Origin of the sequence: Ktedonobacter sp. SOSP1-85, from assembly GCF_016587415.1 — a bacterium.
Lineage (GTDB): Bacteria > Chloroflexota > Ktedonobacteria > Ktedonobacterales > Ktedonobacteraceae > Ktedonobacter.
Genome location: NZ_BNJI01000003.1, coordinates 61539 through 85653, shown reverse-complemented (window position 1 = coordinate 85653; position 24115 = coordinate 61539). Strand labels below are relative to the sequence as shown.

The window sequence follows — 24115 nt, the reverse complement described above, 5'->3', positions numbered from 1 at the left end:
TTCGATGCCTGGGCAAGCCACTCCACATCCAGGGTATTATCAGAGAAAGTGGTAAATATCTCTTGACTTAAAGCGCTTGAAGTTTGCGATACTAAAAGGTATATGAAAACATTGACTGATACCGAAGAAAAGCTCACGATTCAAGAAGTCGCGCGCCGGAGCGGGCTGGCAGAATCAACCTTGCGATACTACGAAAAGATTGGTCTGATTGCACCGATTGAACGCGACCGTTCAAGCAAGCACCGCCGTTATAGTCCGATGACCGCCGAGGTCATTGAGGTCTTGGCATGTTTGCGCGGTGCCGGTATGGGCATCGCTGACATGCGGAGATATCTAGAAAATATGAAACGTGGCAAGAACGCAGCAGGTGACCAACGAGCATTATTCGAGCGTCATAGCGACCGAGTGAAGGAGCAGATAGATGCCCTGCAAAAACAGCAGGCCTACTTAGACGCCAAGGTCATGCTCTGGTCAGCCCGTGAGCAGAGCGACACTTCGCAGGAGATGGACGCGATCAAGATGCTACAACAAATGGCAAAGGAGTTGAGAGACAATGGAGATATCTAAGGAAACAGTACTGGTCACTGGTGGTTCAGGCTTTTTGGGTGCGCATACGATCGTGCAACTGCTTGAAGCAGGCTATCACGTGCGGACGACGGTCCGCTCACCGCAGCGTGAAGATGATGTGCGAGCACTGATACGAGCAGGTGGCACGACAGATGACAGCAGGCTATCGTTTGTAGTTGCTGACCTCATGAAAGATAATGGTTGGCAACAAGCAATGGAAGGTGTTTCGTATGTGCTTCATACGGCCTCGCCATTTCCTGGCCAGCAGCCAGAAGACGAAAACGAACTGATTCTTCCTGCCCGAGACGGCACCTTGCGCGTGCTTCATGCTGCGGAGAAAGCTGCTGTGAAACGGGTGGTGATGACCTCCTCGTTTGCAGCCGTCGGTTATAGCCCGAAACCAGCCAACGAACCATATACCGAGGAAGACTGGACAAATCCAGACCAGCCAGGCTTGCCAGCATATATCAAGTCAAAGACGATTGCGGAACGAGCTGCTTGGGATTTCATAAAGAAAGACCATGGCAAACTGGAGCTATCGGTTATTAATCCAACCGGTATCTTCGGTCCGACGCTTGGGAAAGACTTTTCATCGTCGCTCCAAATTATTCAGACAATGCTCGAAGGCAAAATGCCGGCAGTACCAGATTTGAGCTTCGGCGTAGCCGACGTCCGTGATGTGGCCGATGCCCATATCCGTGCGATGACCAACCCGAACGTCGCCGGTGAGCGCTTTATCGTAACCAGCGACAAGATGATGAGTTTCTATGATATGGCAGTTGCCCTGAAAAAGGGATTAGGTGAGAAGGCGACAAAAGTCTCGACGAAACGTCTGCCAAACTGGCTTGTCAAAGTCGGCAGCCTCTTCAATACCCGTTTCAAGCAACTTGCGCCACAGGTCGGCAAGCGAAAGCTCATATCCAACGAAAAGGCCAGGCGAGTGCTAGGACTCAAGCCACATGATAGCGCTGAAACCATTGTGGCCACCGGCCAAAGCCTCATCGACCACAACGTGATTCAATAAATCTCTCTGATGTATCAAAGGGGTGTAGTTCTCGCCTGTTCTCATGTTTCGGATGCCTAGCCGATGACCAGATCATATCCTGACGGCAAGGACGGAAGACGCGGGAGGCGCGTAAGCAATGTATTTACAACATTTCTGACTTCTCCTCCAGGTTTGGAGCGGTTTTTCCAAGCAGCGAAGCGTCAAGTTTCACCCTTCAATGTAAATTCCCACCCTTGAGTGCAAAATCGGTCCACCCTTCGGTTAATTTACCAACTCTTGCTGACGGAATAGCTGTTCGTCGACGTCTGACTGCCCTCCAGATCTCATCGACACTCCACATCAGAATTGGCAGCACAGCGAGAAATGCCAGGTCAGTTGGCCCAAGCGGTCTGGTTCCAAACACCGCCTGGAGGGGAGGAAGATAGATCATCGCGGCGGTAAATGTGAGCTCAAAGGCAATCCCCCAGAGCAAGAGCGGATTGGAGAAGATACCTACCTGCCATAAAGATGCTCGTTCCGTTCGTGCCGCGAATGCCACTCCAACCTGGCAGGCGACGATGCTGGCAAAGGTCATGGTCGTGGCCGTCAAGTAGGTATCATGCAAGGGGGTGCCAGGGCCTGTGGGAGCGCCAGGATGCCATCCAGAACGTCCCAAGACCAGAAAAAATCCCGTCATCACGAGTATGGCGGACACCATACCAAGTAGCCCCCATGCCCGGAGTAGCATATTCTGCGTGATGACCGACTGACGACGTGATCTAGGTGGACGTTGCATAAGTCCAGGTTCGGCTGGCTCACGTCCTAACGCCAATGCGGGAAAGGTCTCGGTGCCAAGATCGATTGCGAGAATTTGCAGGACGGTAAGAGGCAGTGGAATGAGGCCGCCTGCAAGCGCGAAGAGGAGGAATGGAGCAATCTCAGGGATTGCGTGCGCAAAGATATAGAGAATAAATTTGCGTACATTGTCGTAGACTTGTCGCCCATCTTCAATCGCAGTGACGATCGTGGCAAAATTATCGTCGGTTAAAATCATTGTTGCCGCCTCGCGAGCAACATCTGTCCCCGACTGACCCATTGCCACACCAATGTCCGCACGGCGGAGTGCTGGCGCGTCGTTGACACCATCTCCCGTCATGGCAACAATATGTCCTTCGCTGCGCAGGGCGTCGGCAATCCGAAGCTTCGTTTCTGGAGCACTTCGCGCGAAGATAAATTCCCCCGGTCGACGCAGGAGATGGTCCAACTCTTCTTCAGGCATCTGCTCGATGGTTTCCGCTGAGACAACTTGCGGATATCTCCCACCTATATGGACCTCGGAAGCAATTGCAGCGGCTGTTGCAGCATGATCTCCAGTGATGATGTGGATACGAATCCCTGCCTCGTGACAGCGAGCAACTGCGTCAGGAACCTCAGAACGTGGGGGATCAGCCAGACCAGCAATACCAAGAAATATGAGATCTGATTCAACCTCCTCCCGGTCCTGTGGTGATGAACCCGTTGGGAATGATCGTGTGGCTAGAGCGATGAGCCGCAAGCCACGAGCTGCATAGGTATCCGCTCGAACCAGAAGCTCCGCCCGCCGATCGGTAGTCAAGCAGGTGGATGCATTTTCGGCCTCAGCAATATAGCGGCATCGAGGCAGTACAGATTCCGGTGCACCTTTGATGTGTCCAATAAGCCTGCCATCTGCCGCTACATCTACGGTACTCATCAGTCGCCGTGTTGGGTCGAAGCGGAACAGCGTGTGGCGGTGCGTATCCCGAGCCAACGAATTGACATCCGCGCCAAGCATAGCAGCCGCGTGCAGCAGCGCGATCTCTGTTGGATCTCCCATTTCCCGCTGCTCGTCAACTTCAGCAGTGGAGCAGGATACCATTGTATCAAGTAATGGCTGGAGGAGCGCGTTCTTCTGGTTTGCTTCGTGAACGGTGAGGAGCTCCTGTTCAAGAGTCGCGTCGAGGAGGACGGTTACTGTCATCCGGTTACGGGTTAGCGTGCCCGTCTTGTCAGTACAGATCACATCGGCACATCCAAGCGTTTCAACTGCGCTCAAACGGCGAAGCAATGCTCCACGCTGGGCCAAGCTACGTACCGCCATTGCCAGCGCGAGCGTGATGGTTGGTAAGAGCCCTTCTGGCACATTCGCGACTAACAACCCCACCGCAAATACAAACGCATCCCGTAATGAGAGGCCAGCCAGGACGCCGATGGGCAGAAACGCGAGGCCTACCACAGTTGCCACTGTGGCAATTAACCAGGCAACTCGTCGCACTTGCCGCTCCAAAGGACTCTCCTCACGGCCAACACGTTCAGTCAGTGCTGCGATGCGACCAAGCTCAGTCGTCATCCCTGTCCGATAGACTAGAGCATGCGCCGAGCCGCCAGTACAAACTGTTCCAGAGAACACCAGATCCGGCAGAGAGAGTATCGTCCCTTCCGATTCGGGTGCTCCTGCACGCCGTTCGACTGGCGTGGATTCACCGGTGAGCATGGACATATCCACCTCCAGTGCTCCATCGAGGAGGTGTGCATCAGCGCTGATGGCGTCGCCCTCCTCGATAAGGAGGATATCCCCAGGTACTAACTCCCGCACCAAGATGCCTTGTCGACGTCCATCTCTTAAGACCGTCGCTCGGTGAGGCAGGTAGCGAGTGAGCACTTCGACTGCGCGCTCTGCCTGTTGTTCTTGCCAGAAAGCAAATATAGCATTGAGTAGGATTACCCCGATGATCGCCATCGCAAGTACAGCTGTGTGGGTAACGAGAGCAAGTGCCGCCGCAGCCCACAAGAGTAGTGCCAAGGGATGAATGAATTGCAAGGCAAGATCTTTGGGCCAGGTGCGGCCACCGCGTCGACGGAGTTCATTTGGCCCGTAGGCAACCAGGCGGCGGGCCGCCTCTCGACTGGTCAGTCCTTGTTGAGTTGAATGCAGCGCGTGAAGCAGTAGAGGGACAGATGTATGTTCCGGTTGTGTGAAACGCGCCGCTATGGGTTCGACTTGAGGCTGCTGAGGCTTCTTGGTTGAGGAAGTCGCATCCAAAGAAGCGGGTCGTGCCGAAGCAGCTTTGCCCTCACATGGTCTCGGTTCAGATGGCATCTGGTTGGACATCTGTTTTTTCTCCTACAGAAGCTTCTTCTGATCTGATAAGAAGACCTCTCTTTCCACTTTGACCATACTACACAAACAGGACCGTAGCCTCTTCCCTCGATCAGCTATTGTGGAAAGGTAAACTTACAAGAGAGAACTCTATAGTGGCTCGTCAGCATCAAAAGGCATCTAGCGGCGTATTTCTTATGCATCTATGCTAGAAAAAGATCGAAATTAATGATGAGTGTTCAGGGCCAGCGCCATTCCATACAAGGATTGAGCACATATGAAGTGGAGAGGCAGCGCGCACGGGGGTTAGGGTGTGTAATACCACCTGCTACCGGTCGTTCATACCTGCGAATTTTGCGTGAGAATGTGCTAAACACAATCAATACCATCCTCTTCTCCATCGCGCTGGCCCTCGTCCTCCTGGGACAATACCTCGATGCGTTGATCTCTGTCGGCGTGATCTCATTCAATATGATCATCAGCTTGATTCAAGAAGTGCGGGCAAAGCAGACACTTGATCGCATCGCGCTGCTGGCTCGCCCCAAAGCAGTTGTGCTACGTGATGGGCTTGAACAGTCGATAGAGCCTGAGGCATTAGTGGTCGGTGATATCTTGATCGTGGGCTCTGGTGATCAAATCGTGGTGGATGGGCCGCTCGTGGGTGATGGATGTATTGAGGTCGATGAGTCACTGCTGACGGGCGAATCAGATCTGATGTCCAAGCGCGAGGGAGATCGGCTTTATTCTGGGACGTTTTGTGTAACCGGCAAGGCGTGCTATCGCGCAGAACAGGTTGGAATACAGAGCGTGGCAGGAACGCTCACGGCCCGTGCCCGAGCACATCGCACCATGCCTACGCCGCTCCAACGCGAAATCGCCCTGATTATCCGCGTGTTACTCCTGATCGCCATTGCCTTAGAAATGCTTCTCGTTGCGTCCTCAATCATTAGCGTTATCCCTATTGTGGAAACGGTACGTATGGCGATGGTCATTATTGGCATCGTACCAAATGGCCTCTTTCTTTCCATCAGTGTGGCCTACGCCCTGGGAGCCGTCCGCATTGCCCGCAAAGGGACGCTGGTACAACGCTTCAACGCGATTGAATCGCTCAGTCATGTCGATGTGCTCTGTACGGATAAGACGGGGACGCTGACGACCAATACACTGGAACTTGTGGCGTTGCATCCTTATGAGATTGATGAGGCCAGGCTACACCTTCTGCTAGGAAGCTATATTGTGCACCTATCGAGCCAGAATGCGACCAGCGAAGCCATTGGAGCCGCGTGCCGAGAACATGCGCTCCATGGATTGCATGTGCGACAAGAAATGCCTTTTTCTTCGATGCGTAAGTGGGGAGCACTGGTCATGTTCGATACAGCTATGCAAGGAGTGTATGTCCTGGGAGCACCAGACATGTTGCAGCCATTTCTGGTTCCTGAGAGCGAACTGGGAACCTTCATCGAAATGGAGAGAAAGCAAGGGCGACGCGTGCTCCTCTTTGCCCATACTGATGCGATGGGTCTGCCCCAAACGGGCGACGGCGAGGCTTGCTTGCCACATAACTTGACGCCGCTTGGCGCTATTAGCTTGCAAGATATAGTACGCCCCGAGGCACGCGAAACCTTGACGCAATTTACCGCGCTGGGGGTGCAGATCAAAGTCATCTCCGGTGATCATCCCCAGACGGTCGCGGTACTCACGCGCCAGCTGGGTTTGGATGCCGAGATCAAGATGCTGACAGGGGCAGAACTTGACGTGCTGGAGGACGCCCAGTTAGCACAGCGAGTTGAAGAAACAAGCATCTTCGGTCGCATCACTCCGCAGCAAAAAGAGCGGATAATTCAGGTGCTGCGCAGTCACAACCACTATGTTGCCATGATCGGCGATGGCGTGAATGATATCCTCGCGCTCAAACAGGCCAACCTGGGTATTGCCATGCAAAGTGGCAGCCAGGCAACATGCGGAGTCGCGGACCTGGTCTTACTCTATGATACATTTGCCTCGTTACCGTCAGCCGTCCATGAAGGTCAACGGATTCGCAACGGCATGCAGGATATCTTGAAGCTCTTTTTAGCGCGTGTTGCGACTGTGGCACTGCTCCTTATCGCCATTACCTTTATTGGCGGCTTTCCCTTCCAGCCCCGACAAACCTCCCTCCTTACGTTCTTTACGGTGGGAGTGCCGACGCTTGCATTGGCCTACTGGGCACGACCCGGACGGGTGTCAGGGGAGAGCTTGATTCGCTCGTTAGTCCGTTTCGTCCTGCCCGTCTCTCTAATAACCTGTTTGATCGCTATTGGCGTGTATCTCGCCGTGCTTATCCCAGCCTTACAGACGTACCCAGCGCCCACCAACCCATATCGCGAGGGGGCTTTACCACTGGCACAAACTGCCATGACCGTGTTTTTAGTCTTGTGCGGACTCCTACTGGTACTCTTTGTAGAACCCCCGAACCGTCCCAGGCCGGGACAGAAGGGAACGTGCGGTAACTGGCGCCCCTCATTGCTGGTTCTAGGGTTGTTCATGTGTTTGAGCAGTATCCTGGCTCTTCCTCCATTGAGTGCGCTTTTCAACCTACAGACATTAGATTTTGTTTTGTACCTGTTGATTGGGTGCGCCGCGCTCTTGTGGGCTACATGCATATGGGTTATCTGGCATTTTCATTTTTTCGAACGCTTTTTCCAGTTCTAACTGGCCCATATGTTGACACTCCCCCGCGATTTATCCGGGGGAGTGTCAACTTCAAACATGCTGGATCTGCAAGAGATCTAGCTCACCAGGTTAGCCTGGGCCTGCTTAAAGGCGGCCCCGTGCATTACCTCATCGCCGCGGATTTGACGGAACGTTTTCGCTATTGTGTGATCGCCAGCACTCTCGGCTGCTTTGGCGTACTTGGTATACATCTGAATGGCACCCGCTTCCGCAGCGCGGCTCTCCTGCAAGTTGGCAGCATTCGTCCCAACAAGCCCAGAAAGATTGGCCGCGTTGGCGAAGTGGTCCTGAAGCTCTACAGCAGCAATCCCGGTATACAACTTCCCCAGACCCGGATGTGCGGCCTTCTGTGCGAACAACGTGTACTCACCCCAGGCCTGAGCTTCGCTGTGCTCAGCGTCGGTCAGGTTTTTCTCCGTCTGGCCACCACAGACTGCCGTGCTTCGATGAATCGTCGCAGCCTGGAGGCCTGGTGCTTGAGGAACCTGTCCCTGTCCCCCGAGCGCGTTCAAGGCGCCGGTGAACAGGCGATGATGTGTGACTTCGTCTTCCGCAAACTCGTTGAAGCGTGGGGCTACCGTCGTGCACCCCTGTGCCTGGGCCTGTTTCGCGTATTGCTTATACGTTGAGATGGCCTCGTTCTCCGCAGCAATCGATGCCTTGACATTGGCAGTATCGTTGCCGACGAGATTGATCTGACCCGCCAGGGTCGTGAAGTGATCCTTGTACTCGTCGTTGCCCGTGGTGGACCAGAGGTGGGCCAGTTTGGGTTGATGCGTTCGCGTGGCTTCATCTGCGAAGGCATGGTACTGAGCATAGGCGAAGGTCTCAGTATTCATCGCATGCAACACGTTTGCCCGTGTGGAGGGTGACACGGTATGCGAGGCTGCCTTTGCCATCCCTGACGCGGTAAGCAGGATCACTCCGCAGAGCAGGACTACTGACAGACAGAACGTTTTCACTATGTGCATGGAAAACCTCCTCCAGTCTTTGCAAACACGACGAAGAGAGCAAGAGAGTCAGCAAGTAGGGAGCATTCCACTTGCTTCTGTTGAATGCGTACATTGGACACGGATACCCCTTTCCCGACCATTGCTGTTGATGGCTGCCAAGCACTGTGGTATTGGCGTTAATCACTTTCGTACCACCTGATGTGCAGAAGAGCTTCTCACTCTCTGCTCATGGTTCATCAGGACTGATATCGAAGATGCGCGGATTTCCTGATGGCGAATCTGCCCTCCCAAGAAGCCGATAGAGGCAAAAAGCGCATCATTTACAAGGGGGAGCACAACCATCGCCACGACAAGGGTGCGAGGGAGCATTGGTTTGTTGCGGTAGATGAGGGCTCCCACCACTGCAATGATCCCGGTCAGGCACATGACTCCCAGCCCAAATCGAGAAATGGACTCATGCGCGTTGATCATGGCAGTCGAAATGCCGGGTATATCTTCCACGACCTCCTCAGCGGCCTCGCCACTCAAAAAGGTTGGGATGGTGAAAAGGGCAATTCCCCGAGAAACCAGAGAGACGCTTTTTGCAGAAAGACATTGCGATAGATGAGTGCGACAAGAAGGAGCACGGTCAAGAAAATGGATCCCAGAATAGGAACGTGGGTGAGCCAGAGGTGAACGTGGGCCATATTCATGATCGTCATCCTCCTTCTGTGGAGTATCAACCACTCACACGCATCTCTTTTTTCAACGTTTCTCTCGTACGAAGTATAAGCACATGGAAAAATAGGAACATGAAAATAGATGCGCTTAAAGGGCGACGTTGGCCCTATGGTGCAAGCAGGCTCTTGGACGCCTTGATGCTCTTGCGTGTTGTATTCGCTCACATTTGAATCCAGGGATAGTATGATAAGGGATGGCTATGGGGGGAGAAGCAAATGAGTGTCATCTGCGCTCCTTCACAACCAGTCCTCTCGAAGGAGAGCAAGAGGAAAGCTTTGGAACGTGATGGCTGGACGATATGTGCCTTGCAAACAGTTGTTGCGTTGGCATCATTTCTTGCCACGCTGGAGAACAGCGGAACAGTTTTGGCACCTGTGTGGTAGTTGTGATAGAGCTTCAACCTCTTGCAAAGCGTCTGTGATATGAGCACGCTATGATATTTTCCGTAAGAGATGGCGTGCAATTATACATGAAGGGAGAGGCTGTATGCACAAACAAAAAGAGCCCTCGCCCACGATGGCGAAGCCGTTATCATCACAACGTACTCCTCCAAACGCTCCCATGACATTCTCCAGGGCTGGGCACCCGCTGTCTGGCTGGAAAAACATCGTACGTCACTATCCCCTTCCTCTGATCACCCTTCTTCTCCTCGCCAGCAGTATCGTTGCCTGGCTGAGTGGGCATGGAGATCAGGCCCACTGGATCCTCTTGGCAGCGATCGTGATAGGCGCTCTTCCACTGCTGTGGAATACGCTCCAGCTACTTAGGCGCAAAGAGTTCGGCGTCGATGTCATTGCGATCCTGGCCATTGCGGGATCAGCACTGCTGGGCCAGTATCTTGCGGGCGCCTTGATTGTCTTGATGCTTTCAGGAGGTGAAGCCCTCGAAGCCTATGCCGTTCGGCGAGCTCGATCCTCGTTATCGGCATTGGCTGAGCGTGCGCCCCGGACGGCACATATCTGGCGCGGCGAAGAACTGGTGACGATCCCAGCGGAAGCGATTGAGGTGGGAATGGAGATTGTGGTTAAACCGGGCGAGCTGGTTCCGGTTGATGGTGTGATCATCTCTGGCTCCTCGAGCATGAGTGAAGCCGATCTGACAGGGGAACCTGTCCCTGTGCGCAAAATGGTTGGCATGCTGGTGCTCTCAGGAAGTGTGAATCTGGATGGCGTGGTGCAGATCCGTGCGAGCAAACGTAGTGCAGAGAGCCAGTACGCACAGATTGTCCGCCTGGTTGAGGAAGCGCAGGCACAAAAAGCGCCCATTCATCGTCTTGCCGATCGCTACAGCATTGTCCTGACCGTTGTGGCGGTGACTCTGGCTGGCTTGGCCTGGGCCCTTTCAAAAGACCCAGTCTATGCGCTGGCTGTGCTGGTGGTTGCGACCCCCTGCCCACTCATCTTAGCTACCCCCATTGCGATTATGTCGGGAATCGACCTGGCCGCTCGTAATGGCATCATTGTCAAAAGCGGCGCATCCATTGAGCAATTAGGTGAAGTGGACGTGGCGGTATTTGACAAGACGGGGACGCTCACCCTGGGGATGCCAAAAGTGACGGGGATCGTGCTGGCAGAGCGAGCGGAGCACGAGGGTTCCCTGCAAATGAGCGCGTGTGAGATCACGGAGCGTGCCTGTGGACAGGGATCGGTAGGACCGCTGCTGTGTCTGGCTGCCTCGGTGGAGCAGCTTTCGACCCATATCCTGGCGAGGGCCGTCATGGAAGCAGCTCAACAGTGTTCTTGTCCCCTTCGCTGTGCTCACGATTTCGAAGAAGTGTTTGGGAAAGGGGTACGGGGACAGGTCCCAATTGTCCCAGAAGACCGGCAGGTGGCGTGGCTCTCTGACAAGCATATAGTAGAGGTCGCCGTGGGGAATCGCACCTTTATGCGCTATCTCGAGATTGTGGTTCCCCAGGCCTTGTTGGCTGACCGAGAACGGCGCAGAGAACGAGGACAAATTTGTAGTTTTATTGCCGTCGATCGGCAGGTAAGAGGATTACTGGTGCTTGAAGATGTTCCGCGTCCGGAACTGGCCCAGCTCTCCAGCCAGTTGCGGGCAACAGGAATCAAAGAAACTATTCTCCTGACGGGCGATAGCGAGGTCGTGGCTCAGCAGATCGGGAAGACCGCTCGGGTGGATCACGTCATCGCTCGTTGTCTGCCCGAACACAAAGTCCAGGTCGTGAAGGACCTGGAGCACCATGGGCACCGTGTGCTTATGGTCGGCGATGGGATCAATGACGCCCCTGCGCTGGCGACTGCGACGGTGGGCATGGCGCTGGGAACCCAGGGGTTGACTGCGGCGGCCACGGCTGCCGATACAGTGTTGCTTTCGGGTGAGATTTTGCGGATCCCCAAGGCAGTGCATCTGGGGCGGCGCGTCATGCGTGTAGCGCAGCAAGGGATCTGGGTTGGTATTGGACTCAGCGGCATCGCCATGCTGTTTGCGGCCTTTGGTTTTATTGCCCCGGCGGCAGGAGCATTGTTGCAAGAAGGCATTGATGTGCTGGTGATTCTGAACGCCTTACGCGTGGGGAGAATCACCTTCTGAGTGCCCACTTTCTCGCGAAGGCGGGAACGCGCAAGAGGCCAATGCTTTCGCATCGCGATAGTACCACGCCATTTCACCCTCCCCCAACAACCAAAGGGCCAAAAACAGCCAGCAGATGGCATTGGAAACCGTGAGATAGTCTCTATTGTTGTAGAGGCACGAGGTCGCTTGACTCATACGTCGATACATGGCTGGGTTGGTCAGTAATTCGTAGAGATGAGAGGCAATATGAGCTGTATCCCTGATCTCAATGAGAAACCCATTTTCTCCATCGCGAATTTGTAACGGGATGCCGCCTGTTTGATAGACGACCACTGGCTTCCCTTTCATCAAGGCTTTGGTGACTTTGACCTCAATGCCTTCTCGTACGGTTCGCTAAAACACGTTGCAAAAGAAGTGTACGGCGAAGCGGCATCCTCACTAGGAATCCGTTTCGTCCCGCGTATAGGAAATCAACATGTTCCGCAGTTCCTGGCGTGCCCGATAGAGGCGCACTTTGAGCGCGGACTGCTCGATGCCCAGACGCTTGGCCGCAGCAGCAGTGCTCAATCCTTCGATATGTCGTAAAACAAATGCCTCACGCAAGGTGTCGGGAAGTGCCGCCACCGCGTCTTGAATAGCCAGGCGTAATTCGTTGCGAAGCACATGCTCATCTGGCGTGTCTGCCTCCCCCATTCCCATGGCGAAGAGGCTGGCAGTCGATCCATCATCTTGTTCTTCGGGGAGAGGCAGGGGAGAAACCTGTTTCCGGCGATGGTGCATATGTGCAGAGTTGACAACAATGCGATAGAGCCAGGTGCTCAGGCTACTCTTGGCTTGAAAGGTGGAGATGTGACGACAGGCCTGAATAAAGCTCTCCTGCAAGACATCGTGTGCTTCTTCTTCGCTTTCAACGAAACGACGAGCTAGCTGAAAGAGCCGTCTGGCAAAGTGTTTTACCAGACAGGTGCAGGCCATCTTCTCCTGACGTTGTAGCCCCGCTAACAACTCCTTTTCATTGGTATACACCTCAAGGGGATATCCCATATGTCCATCACGTAATGTGAGCACTCCTTTGTGATAGTGGATCTTTTTTGTGTTCGTGCCAGTTGCCAGGGGGAAATGAGCCTGCCCCACGCAGCGATAGCGCCTCCCTGGAGAACCAAACTCTGGAGGCCGCTACTGAAATAGAGGGATAAAATTTTGTGCTGCTTGTGTGTTCTGCACAACCAGCACAACTCAGACATCGCCTGCGGCGCTCACAGGGTAAGAGTTCCCAAGACTCAGGTACTCATGCAGTAACGAAACAGATTTGGAAGAATATGAGCTGGCTATTCCTCGCTCGCGCTGTGCAGCATGCGTTCCATCAATGTGACCGCTTCAGCGATGGTTGCCTGTTCGACAGTCGTAAGCTGAGCAAGCATTGTTCCAAGTTGTGCAGTTCGCCTGCGCCGCCCTTCACGCAGCACATCCATACCCTTGGGCGTCGCAACCAGATGTATGGTGCGACGGTCATGGGCATTTTCCTGACGTTCAACCAGCCCCTGCGCGACCAGAGCCGCGACGATCCGGCTGATAGTAGGTACAGCAACCTGCTCCGCTTCAGCTAGGTCGGTCACGGTACATGGACCGCCAAATCCGATTACCGAGAGCGCCGAGAGACGCGCTGGCGCTAATCCAGTCGACAAATCCTCCTGACGCGCACGCCGCAGCAGATGAATGGCCACGGAATGCAGGTGGTTGGCGATATCCGCCTGATTGCCAGCAGAAGAACTTGAATCTTGACCTGTCATGTGATACTCTATCCTTGTGGAAATTAGTTAGCTATGCTAAGCATTTAAGCGAAAGGAATGTTCATGCCTCAGTTCAACGATCTTTTTGCGGCTATCGCTGCCGGTGATGACGCACAGCTCAGCTCCCTTCTCGCACAGCAGCCCGAGTTGGTCAATACCCGCTCACAGGCAGGAGTATCCCCTGTGCTCTGGGCCTATTATACAGGCAAAACAGACCTCCTCCCAACCCTTTTCACTGCCAATCCACTGCTCGATATTTACGACGCGGCGGCATTGGGAGATCAAAGCAGGCTGCTTTACCTGTTGAACGATGCACCGGCGCTAGCCCACAGCTATTCGCAAGACGGCTTTACAGCGTTGCACCTGGTGGCCTTTTTTAGCGACAACACCGCTGCGGCATCTACGTTGTTGGATGCTGGAGCCCAGGTGGATGCTATCGCGCGCAATAGCCAGCAGGTCACTCCATTGCATAGCGCAATAGCCGGCGGGCATTTTGCCGTTGCCCGCGTCCTTGTGGAGCGCGGCGCCAACGTGAATGCCCGTCAGGAGAGGGGTTTCACGCCTCTCATGGAAGCCGCCCGGAATGGTGACGCCCCGCTGGTAGACTATCTCCTCCAACATGGCGCCGATCCCACGCTGGCTAAGGATGATGGACGTACAGCCGCAGATTGTGCGCGGGAAGCTGGGCACGCCGAGGTGACCTCAAAGCTCTGAGGCATGGCCGGGGCTTTCCAATTCTCCTCTAGCATCCGCCTCGGCTCGCGTAGGCGCGAAGGTTTTCCTGAGAAAGGAATGTTTCTCCCATGTGCTCAGAATTGGAAGGCCCTGGAATGGCCTAAGATATGCTTGCCCTTGAGCATAAAGCCATTCCTTCTTGAGCTGGAAAAAGCCATTCGCCCTCATCTTGTTAGAGCTGTCTCTTCAATTGGCAACTCTAAGGAGGAACCTGACACCTAGTGTCAGGTTCCTCCCTCTATAGTCTTGGCAGGGAAACATATCGAGCGATGAAGCACAGTATTGATGTTCCTACAAGGCTAAAAAAGGGGGCTAGTAATATGATAGACGAGATCCTAGCGTTTTACCGTAAACAAAGTCCAATTACCCAACCTGGGAAATACGCTGCCTTCTACAAAGATCTTCCAGAGAACATTGAAACCCTCTGCACGATTGTTCAAGGTCTGATCGTCCACTATGCCTGTGGTGATTTGTATGGCTGCCAGATAACGGCAGAGCGCGAACGCGAGCTAGATACGCGCTACGTGGAGCTGATGTTGGCGCGGATGCTTGAGCTAGATGCGCGTCCTTTGAGTGAGACAAGAAAGCCGCAGCAACGCTTGGTAGGGTGTTGCCGGGACTTCTCGGTGCTGCTCTGCTCAATGCTTCGCTATCAGGGAGTTCCCGTACGCGTTCGTATGGGCTTCGCCAGCTATATCAGTCCCTGGCCGGGCTTCTTTATCGATCACGTCGTTGTGGAATACTGGCACGAGGGACGCTGGCGCATGGTTGATCCTCAGATGGACGCCCTCTTGATCAAGCATAATGGCATTGATTTCGATGTGCGGGATATGCCCAATGGGCGTTTCTTGACAGGCGGCGTGGCGTGGCGGTGCTGTCGCATCGGTGAGGTGAAGCCAGAGGCCTTTGGCATTCATCCTGAGAACCAAGAGATACGTGGCTGGTGGTTGGTACGTGACAAAGTGTTGCAGGATCTTGCTGCCCTCAACAAGGGTGAAATGCTTTGCTGGGACGCGTGGAGCATGATGCTGAGGAAAGAATTTAGCAATGAGGAAGCCCACCTGCTTGATAGCATCGCTGACCTGACTGAGAACAGTGACATAACCTTCGCGGAACTACAGCACTGTTTTACGCAGAACGCTTCTGTGCGCCTGGATGGTCATGTGTGCAGCAGTAGTCCAGCACTGGGGTCTCACGAAGTTCTGCTTACGCTCTAGCGTGAGGATACGAAGAGGGGCGTTTTTGTCTTTTGCAAGAACGCTCTCCTCTCACCTTGCACCTGTGATGATTTGGCGGGGGATTGCACTCTGCGCTGACCTCCCGAAGATATTGTCAACTTATTCGCAGGGATAAAATATATTGATGAGCTAGAACGAAGTGGGGCGTTGCAGTGCGGGGAAGGTGGGAATGTCTCTGGGATTATGCGGCCAGTTTCACCTCAGTCACCTCATTCCATTGCTGGAAGCGGTCCTGGAAAATGGTACGATATTCTCCGGCACACAAACGGTGGCGTCGCGGCTGGAAATGCCCAGCAATGGGACCAAAGGCGGAGAGAAAGCGTTGGGCGTGTTTGGACGATTTGAAGCGCCGCATCTTCTTTTCCCGCAGTCGAGTGGGTTGGTGGGAGTTCTCTGCTCGATTGTTCAGTCCTTTGTGCTGCCGATGTTCCACGCTTGGCAAGATCTCGCGTTTGGCTGCGTCATAGCTCTTGAGTTTATCGGTGATGATCATGCGTGGGACATAGAGTAGCCCCTTGAGCAGTTTATGGAAGAAGCGTTTCGCCGCTTTTTTGTTACGTCGGCTTTGCACAAGGATATCGAGCACATTGCCGTCCTGATCCATTGCTCGCCAGAGGTCATGCTTCTTGCTATGAATGGTGAGAACCATTTCATCCATATGCCACTTGTCGCCACAACGAGGACGACGACGACGCAACTCGTTGGCATACATTTGCCCACATGTGAGGCACCATGGTCGCACGGTTTCGGAGGTGACGACGATCCCACGTTGCGCCAGAAGCTCTTCCACATCACGAAAACTGAGCGAAAAGCGAAAAGAGAGCCAGACGCCGTGACTGATAATTTCAGGTGGAAAGCGAAAACCTTTGTAAAGGGGAGCGGATGGAGCAGATGTTAATGTATTCATGAAATTCAGCATGCCAGCTTTTCAGCAAGTTGACAATACCCAAAAATGTCGCCTCCGCGATGCGGCATTTTTGTGCCCAGCCCCGCGAGGCCTTGCAACTCCTGTGTGGCAGGTTATCACAGTAATACGGGTAAACCAAAAAGCCCTGAGAACATCCATCGTGGCTCTCCTGCCGTCATAAGGCAGAGGTATTACTGATTCCTTGCCAGAAAAAGGCGCGGGCGTTGAATGGGCCTGGAGAGCCATTACAAGCGAATGTGCATCTCGTTACGTAACCTGTGGACAGATCCAGTTTTCGGGTCATTTACCAGCTTCCGCCTGTCTGGCACTCGATACGCATGGTATATTTGCCATCTTTTTCTGACAAGGCCCTTTTTTGGCCATCTCAAGGCGTTATTTGCCCTCCTGTTAGACGCGCATTTCGGGCACACGTCAAGCTTGCTGAGGAGCATGTGGGGGAGAAACTGGAAGCGCGGTCATGCCTCACATCTTCTGAATAATGGCCTCCATTTCGGTCTCGTTGTACGCACGAAGGGTCTCAGTGTGAACGTTGCCAAGGCTCCCGAGGGCGAGTAAAGCCGCCATCCCCGTCTGCTCATCTGGTGCCTCAACGATCGTGACGGTGTCATGCTGCCCCTGGGTCCAGTAGCTGCTGCTTAACTTGCATCCGCGACGCTCCAAATCGGAACGGAATTGGTGCATACGCTGGACGGCGTCCTTGGCGTTCTTCACTCCTTGATCCGTCCATTTGGTGAGGACGATGTAGGTGGGCATAGCCTTGCTCCTTTCTTCTCTCTGTGCTTGTCACACTTCCAGTTCACCCCACCTATGATGCATCACGCCCCTATGGCACCAGTCGTAACACCTTTGGGGCATCTGGATTCTCGCGTGTTTCGTCTCTGATCAGCCAGCACCTAAACCTGGCAAACGAATGTGGAAATGGGTACGCTTCACACGTGACGTTTTTCTTCCCTCACTGACCTCCAACCAAGGTTTCTTAGGAGACACATTTCTCGCGGGTATTGTCAACTTGCTGAGTGGCTCCAATTTCTGATAGACTCAGAGCCATGAAAACACAAGCACCTGCATCCCGCTACAAAGGCTTCCGCTTCCCGGCTGAGATTATTGGCCATTGCATCTGGTTGTACTTCCGCTTCTCGCTTCCGTTTCCGTGATGTCGAAGAGATAATGGCCGAGCGTGGGATCGTGTTGACCTACGAAACCGTCAGACAGTGATGTTTGAAACGTGGCCAGACGTACGCCAATGAGCTGAAACATCGTCGCCCAAAAACGGGAGACAAGTGGCACCTGGATGAAGGGTACCGGCATCGATCAACGGCAAGACGCACTCCCTTTGGAGAGCTGTTGATCAGAACGGCAATGTTCTGGATATCCTGGTCCAGAGCCGACGCAGCAAACATGCGGGAAAGCCAGTTCTTCCGCAAGTTGCTCAAAGGGCTGCACTATGTCCCGTGAGTGATCATCACCGACAAGCTGGCCAGCTACGCCGCTGCCAAGAGGGAAATCATGCGTAGTGTCGAGCCCCGTCAACACAAAGGCTTACACAAGCAAGCAGAACGTTCGCATCAGCCGACGAGACAACGCGAGCGAACCATGCGGCGCTTCACATCACCTGGCTCTGCTCAACGCTTTCTTTCCGCTTTTGGGCCCATCTTGGATCACTTTCGGCCGAAACGGCACCGTCTCACTGCAAGGGATTACCGTGTGCTCATGCAAGATCGCTTTCTCATTTGGAACGAGGTAACCAGAGGGAAAACTGCCGCTTAACACTACGCCACCTCCTCCAATCCTCCACTTCTTTGCTGTTCTTTTCCCATCTTTTTAAAAAACTCTTCAATTACTTTGTCAAGTTGACAATACCTGTGGACGTGCCCGCCCATTGTGCTCATCTTTGGATTCCTGGCCTGGCAGCGTTTTTCGACCTGGCCATCCTCGCATGACCTGGTGGAGACCCTGGTTGTGAGCAGTGTCTATGCCGGGATCGCTGTGGCGTTTCTCGCCATGCTGGTCCTGGGCGCGATCTTTGATCGTCCGAAGGACTAGTCCGATTGAGGGAGAGGAGCCAGGGGAGGATGTTCTGGTTTCTCTCGACGATGTTTCTCCTTCCTCTATATAGGAAAGGAATGCTTCGCAAGAAAACCGGTCAGTCGAGGTAGGAACGCACGTGACGCTGACCGGTCTCATCGTGGATCACAAATACTTCCACGGCCCTATTATAGCCCCTAGTGGGGCGGAAGGAAAGAAACGCCTTTATGAGTCGAATTACTGAACAAACATCAGGGTATCCTGGCCTTCGCTTTCGCAGCCCCTGTGATCAGTGTGGCCGGATCGAGACCCTGTATAAGATCAAAAGGATGTGTCAGAATTGAGAAGGAAAGAGCGAACAACGTGTGTTCGATACAACTCCTCTCCATTTCTCTCTGTTTAAGCAGTTGGCATCAGAGCCTTCAAGGTATCGAGACGTTGGCAAAACATCGTGCGTTGTTGTGAGAGAGACACAGACTGTTTCATCGTCATGCGGACACGGAAGAATTGGCGTAGCTCATCAAAGGCCCGACAAAAACGGGCTGCCGAGGTGAAGCTTCCAAACCCACGCATGGGATAATACCGCTGTTTGATGCTACGATGGTCCTGTTCCAGTCGGTTGTTCAGATACTGATTGCAGCGATGGAGGACTTCGCCGCCAAGGACCTCGCGAATCGCACGAGGATAGGAGTCATGCCCGTCGGTCGTCACGCGTTCTGGCGCATGACCAACCGTCTCAAGCGCCTGCTTGAAAAACCGTTTGGCGGCATCCATATCCCGTTTCTGGCTCAACATGGAATCAACGAGATTGCCATCCCGGTCGATGGCACGATAGAGGTAACACCACTTCCCATGGACTTTGACGTAGGTTTCGTCGACGTACCAGGAAGTTCGCGTTTGTCCCCATCTCCTCACACGAAGTTGATCTGCCAACAACGGAGCAAAACGAGCTTCCCAGTCGCGAACCGCCTCATGGGTGAACACAAAACCTCGCGCTAAAAACATTTCAGCAAGATCACGCAAGCTCAACTTGTACCGAAGCCGCCACAGGACAACGAGCAGGACAATCTCTGTGGGGTATTCCAGATAGTTGAAGGGAGTGCCGCTGCGTTCATTGAAAATGTGGTGGCAGGCTGAGCAACGGAACATCCGATACCCGAGCGTCGTTTTCTTGTGCTGTTCTTTGGTGGTTGTTGACAGGCAGTACGGGCAGTTCATGGGACACTCCTCCTGAAACATATGCGTGACGATCAATCTATCATACCACGGGGTACGCTGCTTGTGGTCGTGTTCTCAGTTCTGACGCATCCTCCAGCCCATCTCAAGAAGCCCACTGGCAAGAGGGAGCTGGAGGGCTCCTTTTACTCGCCTCAGCACAGCAAACGGGCTTGTTAACCATACTAGAAGAAGCTCTCTCTGGTTTAGCTTCACGAAAACCATCACGATTAGCCAGCCTTTCCAGTTCCTCGCGCTTCCGGCTTTCACTCACCTTGTTGTTTCTTGGGGCTGTGGGTTTGCATCGGACCTGGGACTTGCGCAGCTACACGGGCGATGCCCTCGCTTTACTTACTGGACGTCCGCGTGCCTATGGCTATTTTCACACGGAGCGATTCCTCGCAGAAGTTGCCGAGTCCAATGGTGCCGAGATGCTAACAAATGCGCTGGCGAGATGGACAACTGGCCTGTGGTATCCTTCCACTCAGTCTGGCCCATGTACAAACCCATCAGCCTGCTTTTACGTGGACGGGCATCGCAAGCCGGTCTACACAGATATGCTCATTCCTCGTGGGCTAGTAGGGCGGTTGAGCGCTATCTTGGGATGCCGAGCGCTCGTGTTGCTGCATGATGCTCGTGGTCATCCTCTGCTGGCAACTACCCATCGTGGAGATCACCACTTGACGCTTGGGTTGCCAGCTATTGTGAAGCGTTATGAGCAGGAAACCGGTCCTGGTGCTGTTCAGCAAAACGTTGTAGATCGTGAGGGGATGGCAGTTGAATTTCTTGCCCTACTAGGAAGTGAAGGGCGAAGCATCATCTCTGTCCTGCGAGCCGATCAATATGCTGGACTCGACTCATTTACTGATGTTGGAGACTTTGTCCCGCTGCGTGTCTCAAAACAGGGAAAGATTCTGCGTGAGGTGGCACCTGCATCCATTACCCTTCCTTTACCAGAACAGAAAGGGCAATCTCTCCAGCTTCGTGTCGCTCTGATCCGCAATTTATGCCATCAGGTTCCACTACCTCCTACAGAAGACGAACGGGAATATCCTAAGCGCTGGGATGCGGACTTGAACTGGGAGGATCGCAGGTGGTGGGATGAGGGATGGCAGGCTACACCAGCCTCTCGGCCAGCCACCACTCCGAAACTTATCCCCATTGTGACAACCGCTTCAACCGTTGATGCTGTGGAACTGGCTCAAATGTACATAGAGCGCTGGCCGTTGCAAGAAAACATCATCCGTGATTTCTTGCTCCCGTTAGGATTGGACACGAATCATGGCTACAGCAAAAAGCCTGTAGAGAATTCTGAGGTGGTAAAGAAACGAACAGCCCTGGAAAAACGGCTGGCGAATGTCCAGAGGTGGGCAGAAGGAGCACGTAAGCGCTCCCACAATGCGAGCAAGCTGTACCGAAAACGCTGCAAGCTTACCAAGGAGCAGGCAACAGAACTCTACCGCGCGCTCAATGATCATCAGATCGAGTTAGAGCAGCAGGGAATAGAGCACTGGCTCCTGCGGAAAACCATGAAAGAGCAAAAGGCTCTCGCCGATGCTGAGATTGAGAAGTACCAGCAGCGACAATGGAAAGCCTATCATACGAGCAATCAGGAGTTTGCGAAGTGTGAGAAGTACTGCCGCGAACAACGTGAAGTCTTACGTGCATTAGAAGATCTAACGGTCAGTAAGCGAACGATGTATGAGTTGGATAATCGGAAGGATCAGGTAATGACCGTCTTTAAGGTTGCTCTCACGAACCTGGTCATGTGGACGCGAGATCACTATTTCCCAACTTCCTTTGCTCAAGCGACTTGGAAACGACTCGCCCCCTTTTTCCACCTTCCAGGATTGATTGTCCAGAGTGATGAGACGGTGACGATTGCATTTCGCTCCTTCAATGATCGACAGTACAACCGTGATCTTACTCTTCTCTGTGAGCGGGTGAATGCTGCATGTCCGCATTTGCCAGATGGTCGCCGTCTGCATTTTTCCGCTGAAAATGTTCCTCGTCCCATTCTAAATATGCAAAAACAGTGCGTGGCCTGAAACCCTGATTACTTCTTCAGTGATGTCTGTTCGTTGCTGCTATTCTGTGGAAATGTTGTGTGTGCTTCGTACAGAGAAATGCTGCGGTCCCACTTCTATCTCCTATTCCACCATATTCTGGCTGAGAGATCCCGGCTCTGTGTTCCAGTAGACCTGAAGCTTTCGCTCATATCACATACGCTCTTCCACTTGAATAGTAGTCTATACAGGTAAGTCGCATTTTTCGCGTATTCTGCTTCTACAATTCATTTTTACTTATCTGTTTGTGTAATTCCACATGAGAGTAAGGAGATACAATTTCAATGCATGCGAATCAAGGACGACGCCGTATAGCCATCGTGACAGGGGCAAGCCGGAGTCAGGGAATAGGAGCAGCCGTATGTCGGGCCTTGGCTGAGATGGAGGTAGATGTCTTTTTTACGTATTGGCAGGCTCACGATCAAGCGCTCTATGGGCAAGAAGAAGAGGGGCCCTATGAACTGCTCTCAAGTTTGCGAAAGCAGGGTATACAATGCGAATGCCTGGAGGTAGATTTGAGCCTTCCCCAATCAGCAGGCCACATCATGGACGAAGTGGAAACGCGTTTAGGGACTCCTTCCATTCTTGTGAATAACGCTGCCCATGATGATAGGAAGGTTCCATTTGATCAGCTGAATGCAGACATATTAGACACCTATTATGCCGTGAATATGCGAGGAACAATATTATTGAGCGCCGAATTTGCTCGCCGTTTTTCTTTCGCGACAGGCGGTCACATTATCAACCTCACCTCTGGGCAAGGGGTAGGAGCCATGCCAGGAAAAATTCCCTATATAGCGACGAAGGGAGCAATAGAAGCATTCACTGTCACTCTTGCGGCTGAAGTTGCGTCGCAAGGAATTACTGTCAATGCTGTTGATCCGGGACCCACAGATACAGGGTGGATCAGCGCTGATCCAGAACTGAAACGAGCGATGATAGCACAAGCGCCATTTGGCCGTATTGGGCAACCAGAAGATGCAGCGCGTCTCATTGCCTTTTTAGCGAGTGATGCTGCCGAGTGGATTACTGGACAAATCATCCATTCACGTGGCGGTTTTTAAGGAAGCCTTCCGTAAGGGGTGCCAGAGAACGATGATTCGATAGCATCCTTGCCTCTCTTTCCACCAAGTGTTTTTGCTGATGTGTGCTCCTCCAGCCTTTTTGTCTGCATGTGTTACATTTTCTCTCTATCTTTGCACTTTTTAGCTGAGCAGCTTTAGGCAGCAAACAGCTCAAACAACGTCTCAGGGTGAGCGCCGGAAAGGAACTGGTCGTGGAGCCACGCAAGCAAACTGCGACGATGACGACGCTGGATCTCGCGTCGCGCTTCGCCAATTGTCACTGGGCGTTGCCACGAGAGGCGCAAACGCTGCTGCTCTTCCTCCAGAAAAACGTAGGCCAGCATCGCCAGCGCCCAAAACCGCAGGAGAGCTGAAGCGCTCATCACTTGATAGTGATCCAAGCCGAGTTCTTCCTTGCCATTGCCGAAAAAGACCTCGATGTCCCAGCGCGCGGCGATGTGCGCGAGCAGCTCTTCCGCGTCCGCCTCCAAGTCGCTGGAAGCCCAGTACCGCGTTTGAGCGAGCGGGGCCGTCAGGCTGTGGCGCACGATAACAACCTGACAGCGATAGAGCTTGCGCACGCTCGTCTTGACCACATGAACGTAGACCTTCTTGCCCCCGCGTGGCCAGCAGACCAGTTGAAAGTCTTGCTCACTCAAACCAGCGGCATACTCACTCACTTTTTGCCAGCGCCACCCTTGGGCAGCGGTCTCATCGGGAACCCGTAGCCAGCGATTGCTTTTCATGCCAGTCGTGACGAGAAAGTCCCGCTCGCGAGCGGCATGCCACAAGCATTTGGCGCAATACCAGCTGTCCAGCAAGATATGCGTGTGTGTGCCAACGACTGGCTCGAACGTGCGAATGAGGGTCTCCATCAGCTCGATCTTGCTCTGGAATGGCACCTCTTCGGCCTCGCATACCCTGGTCTGACGGTACAACTGCGGAGCCAAGGGACACGTGCGATCCAGTAGCACGTAGAGTCCTTGCACCAAACTGTGCCCAACAATGCGTTGGTCATAGGTGGTCGAGTGGTGCTTGCCCAATCCTTGCATCTTGCGCCCTTTCGGTTTACTCATCGTCGAATCGTCCCCGATCACATACCCGGTCACCAGGGGCAGTTTTGGACGGCCTCGGCGCTTGGGCTGGTGTTGACGCTGCTGCTCGCGTTCTGCTTCCACCAGTGGCTGCATCTCTGCACGGAAATGCTCCAGCCAGATGACCACCAGCGCCTCTTGCACCCACGGGGCTTCCGCGAAAAACCGGCTCAACCCACTCAGACTGGGTGGCTCACCCACTTTGCTCAGCACTCCCGAGAGTGTGCGCTTCCCTTCGCACTCCATCAGCTCCAGCAGTACGGTCACGAAGTACTGATATTGTGGCTTAGAGAACACCGCGCGGAAGCGCTCGGCAAAGTGGCGCACTTCTTCATCCAGACAGATAATAGATTGTGGCATCGGGCACCTCCGT

Annotated in this window: 20 protein-coding genes and 1 pseudogene; 10 read left to right on the top strand and 11 right to left on the bottom strand. The window is 53.6% G+C overall.

Features of this window, described 5'->3' with window-relative positions; all coding sequences use genetic code 11:
• The first annotated feature begins 102 nt into the window (after positions 1 to 102).
• Both KTE_RS38345 and KTE_RS38340 read left to right on the top strand, forming a co-directional pair.
• Positions 103 to 567 carry a MerR family transcriptional regulator gene (locus KTE_RS38345; RefSeq protein WP_201391267.1) on the top strand — a complete coding sequence of 155 codons (465 nt, stop codon included), beginning with the start codon at positions 103 to 105 and terminating at the stop codon, positions 565 to 567.
• A complete protein-coding gene (locus tag KTE_RS38340; RefSeq protein ID WP_201391265.1) occupies positions 554 to 1591 on the top strand; it encodes an aldehyde reductase in 1038 nt (345 codons plus the stop codon). The genes KTE_RS38345 and KTE_RS38340 overlap by 14 nt, the downstream gene beginning before the upstream one ends.
• Before the next feature lie 196 nt (positions 1592 to 1787).
• On the opposite strand, the gene KTE_RS38335 is transcribed toward KTE_RS38340, so the two are convergent.
• Positions 1788 to 4682, bottom strand: a complete 2895-nt coding sequence (locus KTE_RS38335) for a cation-transporting P-type ATPase (protein ID WP_201391263.1) — start codon at positions 4680 to 4682, stop codon at positions 1788 to 1790.
• Positions 4683 to 4898: 216 nt separating this feature from the next.
• Here KTE_RS38335 and KTE_RS38330 point away from each other — a divergent pair, with 216 nt between their 5' ends.
• On the top strand, positions 4899 to 7361 hold the full coding sequence (locus KTE_RS38330) for an HAD-IC family P-type ATPase (protein ID WP_201391261.1): 2463 nt from the start codon (positions 4899 to 4901) through the stop codon (positions 7359 to 7361).
• A gap of 77 nt (positions 7362 to 7438) precedes the next feature.
• On the opposite strand, the gene KTE_RS38325 is transcribed toward KTE_RS38330, so the two are convergent.
• From KTE_RS38325 to KTE_RS38315, 3 genes are all read right to left on the bottom strand, one after another.
• Positions 7439 to 8353 carry a ferritin family protein gene (locus KTE_RS38325; protein ID WP_201391259.1) on the bottom strand — a complete coding sequence of 305 codons (915 nt, stop codon included), beginning with the start codon at positions 8351 to 8353 and terminating at the stop codon, positions 7439 to 7441.
• A gap of 162 nt (positions 8354 to 8515) precedes the next feature.
• Positions 8516 to 8836, bottom strand: a complete 321-nt coding sequence (locus KTE_RS38320) for a hypothetical protein (protein ID WP_201391257.1) — start codon at positions 8834 to 8836, stop codon at positions 8516 to 8518.
• A 23-nt stretch (positions 8837 to 8859) separates the two neighbouring features.
• Entirely contained in the window at positions 8860 to 9027 is a 168-nt protein-coding gene (locus KTE_RS38315; RefSeq protein WP_201391255.1) for a hypothetical protein, read from the bottom strand.
• A 514-nt stretch (positions 9028 to 9541) separates the two neighbouring features.
• Here KTE_RS38315 and KTE_RS38310 point away from each other — a divergent pair.
• Positions 9542 to 11605 carry a heavy metal translocating P-type ATPase gene (locus KTE_RS38310; RefSeq protein WP_201391253.1) on the top strand — a complete coding sequence of 688 codons (2064 nt, stop codon included), beginning with the start codon at positions 9542 to 9544 and terminating at the stop codon, positions 11603 to 11605.
• Here the strand turns inward: KTE_RS38310 and KTE_RS38305 are convergent.
• The 3 genes from KTE_RS38305 to KTE_RS38295 form a co-directional block, all read right to left on the bottom strand.
• A complete protein-coding gene (locus KTE_RS38305) occupies positions 11579 to 11962 on the bottom strand; it encodes a glycosyltransferase (protein WP_255553085.1) in 384 nt (127 codons plus the stop codon). The two genes, KTE_RS38310 and KTE_RS38305, sit on opposite strands and share 27 nt — an antisense overlap.
• 63 nt (positions 11963 to 12025) lie before the next feature.
• Positions 12026 to 12721 carry an RNA polymerase sigma factor gene (locus tag KTE_RS38300; protein WP_201391249.1) on the bottom strand — a complete coding sequence of 232 codons (696 nt, stop codon included), beginning with the start codon at positions 12719 to 12721 and terminating at the stop codon, positions 12026 to 12028.
• A gap of 194 nt (positions 12722 to 12915) precedes the next feature.
• Positions 12916 to 13377 carry a MarR family winged helix-turn-helix transcriptional regulator gene (locus tag KTE_RS38295; RefSeq protein WP_201391247.1) on the bottom strand — a complete coding sequence of 154 codons (462 nt, stop codon included), beginning with the start codon at positions 13375 to 13377 and terminating at the stop codon, positions 12916 to 12918.
• 63 nt (positions 13378 to 13440) lie between these two features.
• On the opposite strand from KTE_RS38295, the gene KTE_RS38290 reads away from it, so the two are divergent.
• Both KTE_RS38290 and KTE_RS38285 read left to right on the top strand, forming a co-directional pair.
• Complete coding sequence (locus KTE_RS38290) at positions 13441 to 14091, top strand: ankyrin repeat domain-containing protein (protein WP_201391245.1); 651 nt, start codon at positions 13441 to 13443, stop codon at positions 14089 to 14091.
• A gap of 341 nt (positions 14092 to 14432) precedes the next feature.
• Positions 14433 to 15329 (top strand): transglutaminase domain-containing protein, encoded by an 897-nt coding sequence (locus tag KTE_RS38285; protein WP_201391243.1) that lies wholly within the window; start codon positions 14433 to 14435, stop codon positions 15327 to 15329.
• 202 nt (positions 15330 to 15531) lie between these two features.
• Here KTE_RS38285 and KTE_RS38280 read toward each other — a convergent pair whose 3' ends face one another.
• Together KTE_RS38280 and KTE_RS38275 are read right to left on the bottom strand one after the other, a co-directional pair.
• Positions 15532 to 16257, bottom strand: coding sequence for an IS6 family transposase (locus KTE_RS38280; RefSeq protein ID WP_201391240.1), 726 nt, complete (start codon positions 16255 to 16257; stop codon positions 15532 to 15534).
• A 483-nt stretch (positions 16258 to 16740) separates the two neighbouring features.
• Positions 16741 to 17031 carry a GYD domain-containing protein gene (locus tag KTE_RS38275; RefSeq protein ID WP_201391238.1) on the bottom strand — a complete coding sequence of 97 codons (291 nt, stop codon included), beginning with the start codon at positions 17029 to 17031 and terminating at the stop codon, positions 16741 to 16743.
• A 293-nt stretch (positions 17032 to 17324) separates the two neighbouring features.
• On the opposite strand from KTE_RS38275, the pseudogene KTE_RS38270 reads away from it, so the two are divergent.
• Both KTE_RS38270 and KTE_RS38265 read left to right on the top strand, forming a co-directional pair.
• A pseudogene (locus tag KTE_RS38270) lies at positions 17325 to 18045 on the top strand (IS6 family transposase).
• 114 nt (positions 18046 to 18159) lie between these two features.
• Entirely contained in the window at positions 18160 to 18321 is a 162-nt protein-coding gene (locus KTE_RS38265) for a hypothetical protein (RefSeq protein ID WP_201391236.1), read from the top strand.
• A 381-nt stretch (positions 18322 to 18702) separates the two neighbouring features.
• On the opposite strand, the gene KTE_RS38260 is transcribed toward KTE_RS38265, so the two are convergent.
• Positions 18703 to 19521 carry an IS6 family transposase gene (locus KTE_RS38260; RefSeq protein WP_201391234.1) on the bottom strand — a complete coding sequence of 273 codons (819 nt, stop codon included), beginning with the start codon at positions 19519 to 19521 and terminating at the stop codon, positions 18703 to 18705.
• A 296-nt stretch (positions 19522 to 19817) separates the two neighbouring features.
• On the opposite strand from KTE_RS38260, the gene KTE_RS48325 reads away from it, so the two are divergent.
• Together KTE_RS48325 and KTE_RS38250 are read left to right on the top strand one after the other, a co-directional pair.
• The gene (locus KTE_RS48325) at positions 19818 to 21566 is read left to right on the top strand and encodes a hypothetical protein (RefSeq protein WP_236600905.1); all 1749 of its coding nucleotides are present in this window, start codon (positions 19818 to 19820) and stop codon (positions 21564 to 21566) included.
• 302 nt (positions 21567 to 21868) lie between these two features.
• A complete protein-coding gene (locus tag KTE_RS38250; protein ID WP_201391232.1) occupies positions 21869 to 22648 on the top strand; it encodes an SDR family oxidoreductase in 780 nt (259 codons plus the stop codon).
• Between the two features lie 155 nt (positions 22649 to 22803).
• Here the strand turns inward: KTE_RS38250 and KTE_RS38245 are convergent, their stop codons facing one another.
• Positions 22804 to 24102: a transposase gene (locus tag KTE_RS38245; protein WP_201391229.1), complete on the bottom strand. Its 1299-nt coding sequence runs from the start codon at positions 24100 to 24102 to the stop codon at positions 22804 to 22806.
• Positions 24103 to 24115: the final 13 nt, after the last annotated feature.